At 46.3% G+C, this 10494-nt stretch carries 10 protein-coding genes, 1 rRNA gene and 1 other RNA gene (1 of these 12 running past the window's edge); all 12 read left to right on the top strand.

The window, feature by feature from the left end; all coding sequences use genetic code 11:
* Window positions 1-144 precede the first annotated feature (144 nt).
* Window positions 145-999: a class II fructose-1,6-bisphosphate aldolase gene (fba, locus tag AOU00_RS13500; RefSeq protein WP_013308219.1), complete on the top strand. Its 855-nt coding sequence runs from the start codon at window positions 145-147 to the stop codon at window positions 997-999.
* Between the two features lie 226 nt (window positions 1000-1225).
* Window positions 1226-2479, top strand: a complete 1254-nt coding sequence (locus AOU00_RS13505) for a UDP-N-acetylglucosamine 1-carboxyvinyltransferase (RefSeq protein ID WP_013308220.1) — start codon at window positions 1226-1228, stop codon at window positions 2477-2479.
* A gap of 259 nt (window positions 2480-2738) precedes the next feature.
* Window positions 2739-4076 carry a transcription termination factor Rho gene (rho, locus tag AOU00_RS13510; protein ID WP_069290792.1) on the top strand — a complete coding sequence of 446 codons (1338 nt, stop codon included), beginning with the start codon at window positions 2739-2741 and terminating at the stop codon, window positions 4074-4076.
* Between the two features lie 97 nt (window positions 4077-4173).
* Entirely contained in the window at window positions 4174-5445 is a 1272-nt protein-coding gene (locus tag AOU00_RS13515) for a radical SAM family protein (protein ID WP_061831800.1), read from the top strand.
* Window positions 5446-5602: 157 nt separating this feature from the next.
* Window positions 5603-5800 (top strand): 50S ribosomal protein L31, encoded by a 198-nt coding sequence (rpmE, locus tag AOU00_RS13520; protein ID WP_013308223.1) that lies wholly within the window; start codon window positions 5603-5605, stop codon window positions 5798-5800.
* Between the two features lie 110 nt (window positions 5801-5910).
* Window positions 5911-6177: signal recognition particle sRNA large type (gene ffs, locus AOU00_RS13525), an RNA gene on the top strand.
* A 157-nt stretch (window positions 6178-6334) separates the two neighbouring features.
* Window positions 6335-8086 (top strand): DNA polymerase III subunit gamma/tau, encoded by a 1752-nt coding sequence (dnaX, locus tag AOU00_RS13530; RefSeq protein WP_069290793.1) that lies wholly within the window; start codon window positions 6335-6337, stop codon window positions 8084-8086.
* Between the two features lie 43 nt (window positions 8087-8129).
* Window positions 8130-8441, top strand: coding sequence for a YbaB/EbfC family nucleoid-associated protein (locus tag AOU00_RS13535; RefSeq protein WP_013308226.1), 312 nt, complete (start codon window positions 8130-8132; stop codon window positions 8439-8441).
* Between the two features lie 27 nt (window positions 8442-8468).
* Window positions 8469-9068, top strand: a complete 600-nt coding sequence (recR, locus tag AOU00_RS13540; RefSeq protein WP_061831802.1) for a recombination mediator RecR — start codon at window positions 8469-8471, stop codon at window positions 9066-9068.
* Window positions 9069-9279: 211 nt separating this feature from the next.
* Window positions 9280-9591 (top strand): DUF2508 family protein, encoded by a 312-nt coding sequence (locus tag AOU00_RS13545; RefSeq protein ID WP_025676300.1) that lies wholly within the window; start codon window positions 9280-9282, stop codon window positions 9589-9591.
* A complete protein-coding gene (locus AOU00_RS13550) occupies window positions 9588-9863 on the top strand; it encodes a pro-sigmaK processing inhibitor BofA family protein (protein ID WP_061831803.1) in 276 nt (91 codons plus the stop codon). Before AOU00_RS13545 ends, AOU00_RS13550 begins: the two co-directional genes overlap by 4 nt.
* Window positions 9864-10223: 360 nt before the next feature.
* Window positions 10224-10494: ribosomal RNA gene (locus AOU00_RS13555) — 16S ribosomal RNA — on the top strand; it runs 1286 nt beyond the window's last position.

Here is a 10494-nt window from a genome sequence, read left to right on the forward strand (position 1 = left end):
AAAACGGCGTCCTAACGTGATTTTTGTATGTGTTGATATGCAAAAGCTTGTTTAGTATTTAACATGGGTTGTGGTATAATAAGCCCGTATGTGATGTCGGCTAAAATATAGACAAACCCAAACACCTTTAGGAGGACTGTAACCATGCCATTGGTATCTATGAAAGACATGTTGAACAAAGCACTCGAAGGAAAATATGCAGTAGGTCAATACAACATTAATAACCTGGAGTGGACTCAAGCTATTTTGGGCGCTGCTGAAGAAGAAAAATCCCCAGTAATCTTGGGCGTTTCTGAAGGCGCAGCACGTCACATGGGCGGATTCTACACTGTTGTTAAAATGGTAGAAGGTCTTATTCATGACATGAAAATCACCGTTCCAGTTGCGATCCATTTGGACCACGGTTCCAGCTTTGAAAAATGTAAAGAAGCTATCGACGCTGGTTTCACATCCGTTATGATTGACGATTCCCACAGCCCGATCGACACAAACATTGCTACAACGAAAAAAGTGGTTGAATATGCTCATTCCAAAGGCGTTTCTGTTGAAGCTGAAGTTGGAATGGTTGGCGGTCAAGAGGATGATGTTGTCGGCGACGTAATGTACGCTAAGCTGGACGACTGTCTGCGTATCGTTAACGAAACAGGTATCGATACACTGGCACCTGCACTGGGTTCCGTACACGGACCTTACAAAGGCGAGCCAAACCTCGGATTCAAAGAAATGGAAGAGATCTGCAATGCAATCAAACTTCCACTCGTTCTGCACGGTGGTACTGGTATCCCAACACATGACATTAAAAAAGCAATCTCTCTGGGAACTTCCAAAATCAATGTAAACACTGAGAACCAAATCGTATTTGCGAAAGTGGTTCGTGAAGTGCTTGCTGAGAAACCGGATGCTTATGACCCACGTACATTCATCGCTCCAGGTCGTGAAGCGATTAAACAAACCGTTATCGGTAAAATTCGTGAGTTCGGTTCCAACAACAAAGCGTAATAATGAATCAAACTGGTCGTGCGTCTGCACAGGCTAGATGTATTTCTTAGTTGTAGCTGTAGTTCTGCTGCACAAAATATTTAAATCTGTACAGTTGAATAGTTTGGTATGGAAAGCACACCGCTTAGCCGGTGTCTTTCCATTTTCACCACTAAAAAAGTTAAAAGTTTATGATTGAGATTATTGTTTGACCGACTGCAAAACACGTAGGGGGACCCTCAAGCTTATGGAAAAATTGATGATCACCGGTGGACGGCCGCTTCAAGGTACAGTTTCCATCAGCGGTGCCAAAAACAGTGCCATCGCCTTGATTCCCGCAGCCATTCTGGCAGAGTCGGAAGTCATTTTGGACAATTTGCCACTGTTGAGTGATGTGGCGGTGTATTCCGAAATACTGGAGGAACTTGGTGCAACGGTTACCTGGGAAGGTAGCCAGATGAAAATAGATCCTTCCTCCATTAAATCCATTCCTATGCCGAATGGGCCTGTTAAGAAATTACGAGCCTCTTATTATATGATGGGAGCCATGCTGGGCAGATTCAAGGAAGCGATCATCGGTTTGCCAGGAGGGTGCAATTTCGAACCCCGGCCCATTGATCAGCATATCAAAGGTTTCGAAGCGCTGGGTGCCACGGTTACGAACGAGCACGGCGCTATTCATTTGCACGCTAAAGAACTGCGCGGAACTAAGATTTATTTGGATGTTAGCAGCGTAGGCGCTACCATTAATATTATGCTGGCGGCTGCACGTGCCAAAGGCGCCACAATTATCGAAAATGCGGCTAAAGAGCCTGAGATTATAGATGTAGCAACTCTTTTAAACTCGATGGGGGCTATTATTAAAGGTGCCGGTACGGAAACGATTCGAATTGAAGGTGTGTCGGAGCTGCATGGCTGCCGTCATTCCATCATACCTGACCGTATACAAGCGGGCACATATATGATTGCTGCTGCGGCAACCCGTGGAAATGTATTGATTGACAATGTAATACCCAAACATATGGAGGCTCTCACTGCAAAAATGCAGGAAATGGGCATCGGCATCGAGGAATATGATGAAAGCATTCGCGTACTGGGTGCACCTTCCTATGAACATGTCGACGTTAAAGCCTTGATATACCCCGGATTCGCTACAGATTTACAATCTCCCATGACCAGCTTGCTTACCCAAGCGCAGGGTGTCAGTGTATTGAGCGATTTTGTGTACAGCAATCGTTTTAAGCACGTCCCTGAGCTGGTGCGTATGGGGGCTAAAATTCGCGTAGAGGGTCGGTCTGCCATTATAGAGGGTGGTCAACTGAATGCAGCTAAAGTAAAAGCGGCAGATCTGCGCGCCGGAGCGGCCCTTGTCATTGCTGGACTTACAGTAAGCGAAGGTGTAACTGAGGTGACGGGTGTCGAGTACATTGACCGTGGTTATGATCACCTTGTTTCCAACCTGCGTCTTTTAGGTGCGGATGTATGGCGGCAGACTGAATAATTAAACCATGCAATTTTTTCGAACTCCCGGAACGAAAGCAATAGAACGGGCAACACCTATGCAGCCGCTGCTTGATACAAGATTGTGGTTCATACCTAACAATCTTTTATCGGAAAACCGGAATAATTCGGTATAATTCAGGCAGATGGCTGCATAACTTTATTTGTTTTGGTTAAAATTATGTTAATGGTGTTTATGATATCATTGTCTATCATTTAGATGTATGAATGGACTTAATAATTGAATAGGTGGTTATTATATGGATCTGCAAATTTCCGATCTGGAAGAAATGAAGCTGACCGACCTGTACAAGCTGGCCAAGCAATACCAGATCCCGTACTACGGAACGCTCAAAAAGAAAGAATTAATATTCGCGATCCTGCGCGCACAAGCTGAGAAGAGCGGATTGATGTTTATGCAGGGGGTTCTGGAAATCCTTCCCGAAGGTTACGGCTTTCTGAGGCCGATCAATTATCTCCCGAGTACCGAAGATATTTACATCTCTGCTTCACAAATCCGCAAGTTTGACTTGAGAACAGGCGATCTTGTTTCCGGTAAATGCCGAACGCCAAAAGAGAATGAACGATATTTTGGATTGCTTCAAGTTAACGCCGTCAATGGAAGAAGTCCTGAGCAAGCTGCCGAGCGGCTACATTTTCCTGCACTGACTCCACTGTATCCGCAAACCAAATTAGTCCTTGAAACTTCCCCCAACCATTTGTCTACGAGAATTATGGATGTACTGGCCCCTGTCGGACTTGGACAGCGCGGACTCATTGTAGCACCTCCCAAAGCTGGGAAGACGCTTCTCCTCAAAGAAATTGCCAATAGCATTTCTACTAACAATCCCGAGATTGAGCTTTTTGTCTTGTTGATTGATGAACGCCCCGAAGAAGTGACCGACATGCAGCGTTCTGTTAAAGGTGAAGTTGTGGCCTCTACATTTGACGAACTTCCTGAAAATCACATTAAAGTGGCAGAACTCGTGTTGGAGCGTGCGCTGCGTCTCGTAGAACATAAAAAGGATGTTGTCATCCTGTTGGATAGCATCACACGTTTGGCTCGTGCGTACAATCTCGTTATTCCTCCTTCTGGTCGTACTTTGAGTGGGGGTATTGACCCGGCGGCATTTCACCGTCCAAAACGCTTTTTTGGTGCGGCTCGGAATGTGGAGGAAGGCGGTAGCTTGACGATTCTTGCTACAGCGCTGATTGATACGGGATCACGCATGGACGATATCATTTATGAAGAGTTTAAAGGTACAGGCAACATGGAGTTGCATTTGGACCGCAAGCTGGCAGAACGTCGTATCTTTCCTGCGATTGATATTCGTCGTTCCGGCACACGCCGTGAGGAAGTGTTGTTGAACAAGGAAGAATTGGATACCATCTGGGCCATTCGTAAAAACATGACGGAAAGCCATGATTTTGTGGAAGGCTTCCTCAAAAAGCTGCGTAATAGCAAAACTAATGCTGAGTTTTTGGCTTCGTTTGATTTGACGGCACCTTCTTCCAGTAGCTCGCAAAGCAGTTCTGGTGGCCAACAACGGAGAACTGCTCGTTCTACCACAGCGTCAGTCCCGGCCACAACCAACTAAAACCCATTCATTGTATTTTATCTGTTCCGTAAGTACACAGTCGTTACCATTCATTTTGTTAATGGCGTAGGCTTAACGGAGCGAAAGGAGCTCCATAATGTATTTGGTGTATGCCGACGAAAAAGGCAATGTATATGATCATGCTTCTTTGTATGGTCTTGCCCGTAGTGCAGACATGATTGTTGAGATCATGGAGGATGAGCTTATTCCGTTACCGGAAGGAGCTACATTGGTAAGCCTGCCCAGCACTCGCCCGGTCGGTATGAACCCTGAAACAGGGGAAATGGTTTCTCTTCCCGGAGATATGCAAGCAGTAGGGGCGTTATTGCCGCAAGGTTTTACGCGCTTGTGCCTGCCGGGGTATGTGAAGACCGATAAGGAGTACAAACTTCCCTTGTTCGGTTATTCGGCCGTAGTCTGGAAAGACGGGGCATTTTATGTAACGGCAGAGCAGAGTGACAGTCCATCCAAGTGGAATCCGGAAAACTGTGACCGTCATCAAGTTAAACTGGGTGTTCAGCGGATGACGGAGCAATATCCCGAAAATAGGCTGTACCAACATTTGTCTAACTGTGCGCTGGGCTATGAATGTCTTACTTCCTCGAACACATTCCTGAATCGCTGGGAAGGGGGAGTTCCGGTATCCTATTCGTGTAATGCGGGTTGCTTTGGCTGTATATCTGAACAGCCGGATGATAGTGGCTTTGTATCTCCGCAGACAAGAATGAACTTCCGTCCCCGTGTCGAAGAAATTGTAGAAGTTATGCTGGAACATTTGAAGACACCGGAGTCCATCATCAGTTTTGGCCAAGGTTGCGAAGGTGAGCCTTCCACACAAGCCAAACTGATTATTGATTCGATCAAAGAGGTGCGCTCCATTACCGATATGGGATACATCAATATCAATACGAATGCGGGATTGAGCGATCATATCCGGGGAATCGTGGATGCGGGTCTTGATCTGATGCGCGTTAGTACCATTAGTGCACTGGACGATCACTACAATGCGTATTACAAGCCGCGCGGCTACACGTTGGCTAATGTGGAAAAATCACTTCGTTATGCTTCTGAGCAGGGAGTATATACGTCGATTAACTATTTGATTTTTCCGGGTGTAACAGACCGAGAGGAAGAAATTGAGGCAATGATTGAATTTGCCAAACGTACTAAGCTCAAGCTGATTCAAATGCGTAATTTGAATATCGATCCTGAAAGCTATCTGGAGTTGATTCCACCTGCTCAAGGTGAGATCCTTGGCATGAAGCAAATGCTTGAGATTTATCGTGAGGAACTGCCTGATGTAGTCATCGGTTCTTACACTCATGTACCGCCACAAGGGCTGGCACGTCCCAAATTTGCCAAGGCCTAAAACGATCAATAGCAACTTGAAACTCACCTATTTTACGCCATCTTTGAATGCGGAAAAGAGTTGTTGAAACGCTCATATTCAAGTGCTATAATGTGAACATGTGTTCATACAACTCTGGACTGATAGGACGTTCAGGGCGGAAAGAGGTGAAAGTTCAATGCAACAAGCTATTCAACCAACATTTAACGTAACTACTGTCACTTGTGCTTGCGGAAATTCGTTTGAAACGGGTTCTGTGAAAGGATCTCTGCGTGTGGAGATTTGCTCCGCCTGCCACCCATTCTTCACAGGCAAGCAGAAATTTATTGATGCTGGTGGACGCGTAGATCGTTTCAAAAAGAAATACGGTATCTAATGGATTACCGCAGGTTATAAAGTTATTAGAGCCTTCTGCAACTGCAGAGGGCTCTTTTTGTAATAATGTGTATTTGCTTTTTATGCGGCCTTAAGATATACTTATTTTCACCGTGCTAGATGGGGAGGTAGCGGTGCCCTGTAACTCGCAATCCGCTATAGCGAGGTTGAATTCCTGTTAGAGGTGTTGTTGATGTGAGGCTGGTCCCTGCGCACAATGTTGACGGCTGGGTCCTCCGCAATGAGTACTTGTGAACCTGGTCAGGTCCGGAAGGAAGCAGCCATAAGCAAGCCCACTCTTGTGCCGGAGGGTTGCCTAGCCCGAGTTGTTGTTCAGGATTGCCGCTCGGATCACAACGATCAATAACAGGTGCACGGTATATATTAATAATTAGAACATCTTGGCAATCATTGCGAAGGTGTTTTTTTGTGTTTATAAATTGGAAGGTGTCTGGTTTAGATTCGGACGGGAGTATAGTATAATGAAGTGACCATGAATGGTCATGAAAGTGAATGGGAAAGAGGGTAACGCGCATTGGAACATATAGCGTTGTACCGTGCTTGGCGGCCGCAGGCTTTCAAGGACATGGTAGGACAACAGCATATTATCCAGACATTGCAGAATGCCATCCGCGAAAATCGCACGTCCCATGCCTACTTGTTCAGCGGTCCACGAGGAACAGGTAAGACGAGTGCGGCCAAAATTTTGGCCAAGGCTATCAACTGTGAGCATGGACCTGCGCCGGAACCTTGCAACGAATGCGAAGCCTGTAAACGGATCACGGCCGGAGCGGTCATGGATGTACAGGAGATTGATGCAGCCTCCAACCGGGGCGTTGAAGAGATTCGTGATTTGCGCGATAAAGTCAAATATGCGCCCACAGAAGTGCGGCACAAGGTTTATATCATTGATGAAGTGCACATGCTGACGACGGAAGCGTTCAATGCGCTGCTCAAGACACTAGAAGAGCCGCCGCCACACGTGATGTTCATATTGGCTACGACTGAACCACATCGGATTCCGGCGACAATTATTTCGCGTTGCCAGCGGTTTGACTTCCGGCGGGTATCGCTGGAAGAACAGACGGAGCGGCTTGACCTGATATGTCAACAGGAGAACATACAGGCTGATTCAGATGCACTGCAGTACATTGCGCGTCTTTCAGATGGCGGGATGCGAGATGCAGTTAGCGTTTTGGACCAGATATCCTCGTTTACAGATGGTCGGGTTACTTATCAGCAGGTGCTGGATATGACGGGGGGTATTGCGTCCGAGCAATTCGGTAAGCTTGCCTTGGCATTGCTGAAAGAAGATGTGGGCACGGTGCTCCAAATGATCGAGAACTTTATGCAGGAAGGTAAAAGTGCGGATAAGTGCATGGAGAATCTTCTGTACTATTTCCGAGACCTGCTAATGATCAAGATGGTGCCTCAGGCGACCAAAATGACGGAGCGAGTGCTAGATCCAGAGCGATTTAAGGAAGTGGCAGATGCTTTTACCAAGGAGCAACTCTTTGCGATGATTGACACCCTTAATCGTTATCAGAGCGAGATGAAATATGCCGTTCAGCCTCAAACTTTGTTTGAGGTAGCTCTGTTGAAACTATGCAGTATTCCGGGGGAAGCAGGAGCTGGTGTTCAGCCGGCCGCACAGCGCTCTGGTGCTGCAGCTGAGCTGGAAGATGTGGTAATGTTGAAGCGCCAGCTTGCTGAGTTGGAAAAGAAACTGGAGCGCGCGCTGCAAGGTGGATTGGGCGCTGGAGCGGGACAGGAAGCATCGTCGGGTGGTCGTCAGGCTTCCGGTGGTCGTGCCCCTGCTCCGCGGATTTCAGCGCCGGCCAAACTCCCCTCTCAGTTGGATCGCTATATCGCTGAGAAGTCGAGCGAAGCATTCGCAGCAGCGGGGCGTAAGTGGAGTCAGATTTTACAAGGGGTAAAAGAGGCGAAAGTTACGGTTCATGCCTGGTTTATGGACGGTGAGCCAGTTTCTGTGTTAGAGGACAGTGTACTGGTCGCATTTAAGAACAATATTCATCGTGAAACTACCGAAAAGCCTGCCAATAAGCAGGTCATCGAGAAAGTATTGCATGAGCAGTTGGGCCATCCTTATCGTTTAGTAACGATGATGCAAAAGGATTGGAATGCTGCGATTGAAGGAGTTTCCGACCAGCCTGCCGAAGAATTGCAACTGGAGCCGGAGCATGATACGCCGGGAAAGTCCAAGGAGCCCTGGATTGATGAAGCTATTCAACTTTTCGGGGAAGATCTGGTAGTCATTAAAGATTAAATCAAGTGTCTAGATGTATACTTCATTAAAGGAGATGATTGAAATGAACAATATGAACCAAATGATGAAGCAAGTGAAAAAAATGCAGGAACAAATGCTGAAAGCCCAAGAGGAACTTGGCGGAAAAGTAATCGAAGGTACTTCTGGCGGCGGTGTTGTGACGGTGGAGGTAAATGGACATAAAAAAGTGTTGTCCATCACGATCAAACCGGAAGCCGTAGATCCTGATGATGTAGAAATGCTGCAAGATCTTGTACTGACTGCAGTCAATGATGCTTTGTCCAAAGCAGATGAACTGGCTAATGATGATATGGGTAAATTTACAGGCGGCATGAAAATTCCGGGCTTGTTCTAGTCTGCTGCATAAAGGAGAAACGCGCTATTGTATTATCCGGAGCCGATTGCAAAGCTAATTGATGCTTTTACGCGCCTGCCGGGAGTAGGGCCGAAGACGGCTGCCCGGTTGGCCTTTCACGTACTGAAAATGAAGGAAGATGATGTGATTGACTTTGCCAAGGCACTGGTCAATGTAAAACGCAATCTGCACTTCTGTTCAGTCTGCGGCAACATTACGGATACGGACCCTTGTCGGATCTGTCAGGATAAGACGAGGGATGCTTCCGTCATTTGTGTTGTTCAGGATTCCAAGGATTTGGTGGCTATGGAGCGTACCAAGGAGTTTAATGGTTTTTACCATGTGCTTCACGGGGCGATATCTCCTATGGAGGGAATTGGTCCTGAGGATATCAAACTCAAGGAATTGCTGAACAGGCTCAGTGATGAACGCGTCAAGGAGCTGATTTTAGCTACGAACCCGAATATTGAAGGAGAGGCCACGGCCATGTACATTTCTCGGCTAGTGCGTCCTTTTGAAATCAGGGTTACTCGTATTGCTCACGGATTGCCAGTGGGTGGAGATTTGGAGTATGCTGACGAGGTTACCCTGTCCAAAGCGTTAGAAGGCCGTAGAGAGCTCAATTAATAGGTGTATTTATACGTTATAAATAGGGAGGGAATGCCCTTAGGGTATTCTCGACTCACTTGGGGGAGCCGCTATGGCTCCTTTTTTATTTGCGGTGATAGATGGCAGTATAGATCGTTCCTGGTTCTAAGTTTGTCCTTTGTTCAATAAGTATGAATAAGGTAATCTTGCAGACTGTGCACATAATTCAGCTTGTGAGGAGGATGAACGGATGTGGGAACGGATGAAACAAAATTTCCGTCGTCAGGAGAATGGCAAATCAGAAGCGGAGTATCGGCAGGAGTTGTTTGCCCAGATTCGGGCTTCGCATGCGGAATGGTTAAGAGCGCATCGTTTATTTCATGAAGCAACGGGTAAAGATGAGATCGACTACGCTATATTTGTTCTAGAAGCTGCAGAACGTAAATATCAGATACATTTAAAAAGTGCGAAACAGCAAGGCCTGCATCGTTTCCATCTGCCTGCAGATGAACCGGGGTATGCCAATGATACGGATCGTGTTCACAAGCGGAGAGCTGAATGAAAGGGGCGGTCTGGCTTGTTTTGATTGCCTGTGTCGGGATGTTACTATTTCTAATCTTAAAAAAACGTTTGGGTATCAGCTGGCTTGTAGTATTCGGGGCACATATGGGCCTGGCAGCCATCGCATTGTATGTTATCAATTATTCAGGGTGGATTACGCAGGTGTACATCCCGATCAATCCAGTGACAATGGGGGCGGTAACGATATTAGGTTTGCCTGGGATTGTCCTTTTACTGGGATTGAAAATAGTATTATTCGGACAGGCTATATGAAAACTTAAATGTTATTGTTTCTATTTTTAAAATATAGTTGACGGCGAATTCAAAAATGTGATACATTAATTCTCGGCCCTTAAAGCCCGGGAATTTTTTTGTGAAAACAACATTTAAATGAAATTAAAAAATGATTTTAAAAAAGTGTTGACTTAAATCCCAAATGTGTGTTATATTAATCAAGTCGCCGCTGAGATGCGGTGGTGAAACAAAGTAAGACATAATGAAGGTTTGATCTTTGAAAACTGAACAACGAGTGAGTAAAACGATTTTGCTTGCAAAATCAAACAAGAGATATTTTATCTCGTCAGTTTCAACATGAGCTTATCGCTCTTTCTATAAACTAACTTCGGTTGGTCTTTAATGGAGAGTTTGATCCTGGCTCAGGACGAACGCTGGCGGCGTGCCTAATACATGCAAGTCGAGCGGGGTTGTGTAGAAGCTTGCTTCTAATCAACCTAGCGGCGGACGGGTGAGTAACACGTAGGCAACCTGCCCACAAGACAGGGATAACTACCGGAAACGGTAGCTAATACCCGATATATCCTTTTCCTGCATGGGAGTAAGGAGGAAAGACGGAGCAATCTGTCACTTGTGGATGGGCCTGCGGCGCATTAGCTAGTTGGTGGGG

The sequence above is a fragment of the Paenibacillus polymyxa genome (genome assembly GCF_001719045.1).
Taxonomy (GTDB): Bacteria; Bacillota; Bacilli; order Paenibacillales; family Paenibacillaceae; genus Paenibacillus; species Paenibacillus polymyxa_B.

Excerpts from the sequence above, each read along its gene's own strand:
- fba (WP_013308219.1), top strand. The coding sequence starts at position 145 with ATGCCATTGGTATCTATGAAAGACATGTTGAACAAAGCACTCGAAGGA.
- AOU00_RS13505 (WP_013308220.1), top strand. The coding sequence starts at position 1,226 with ATGGAAAAATTGATGATCACCGGTGGACGGCCGCTTCAAGGTACAGTT.
- rho (WP_069290792.1), top strand. The coding sequence starts at position 2,739 with ATGGATCTGCAAATTTCCGATCTGGAAGAAATGAAGCTGACCGACCTG.
- AOU00_RS13515 (WP_061831800.1), top strand. The coding sequence starts at position 4,174 with ATGTATTTGGTGTATGCCGACGAAAAAGGCAATGTATATGATCATGCT.
- rpmE (WP_013308223.1), top strand. The coding sequence starts at position 5,603 with ATGCAACAAGCTATTCAACCAACATTTAACGTAACTACTGTCACTTGT.
- AOU00_RS13535 (WP_013308226.1), top strand. The coding sequence starts at position 8,130 with ATGAACAATATGAACCAAATGATGAAGCAAGTGAAAAAAATGCAGGAA.
- AOU00_RS13545 (WP_025676300.1), top strand. The coding sequence starts at position 9,280 with ATGTGGGAACGGATGAAACAAAATTTCCGTCGTCAGGAGAATGGCAAA.
- AOU00_RS13550 (WP_061831803.1), top strand. The coding sequence starts at position 9,588 with ATGAAAGGGGCGGTCTGGCTTGTTTTGATTGCCTGTGTCGGGATGTTA.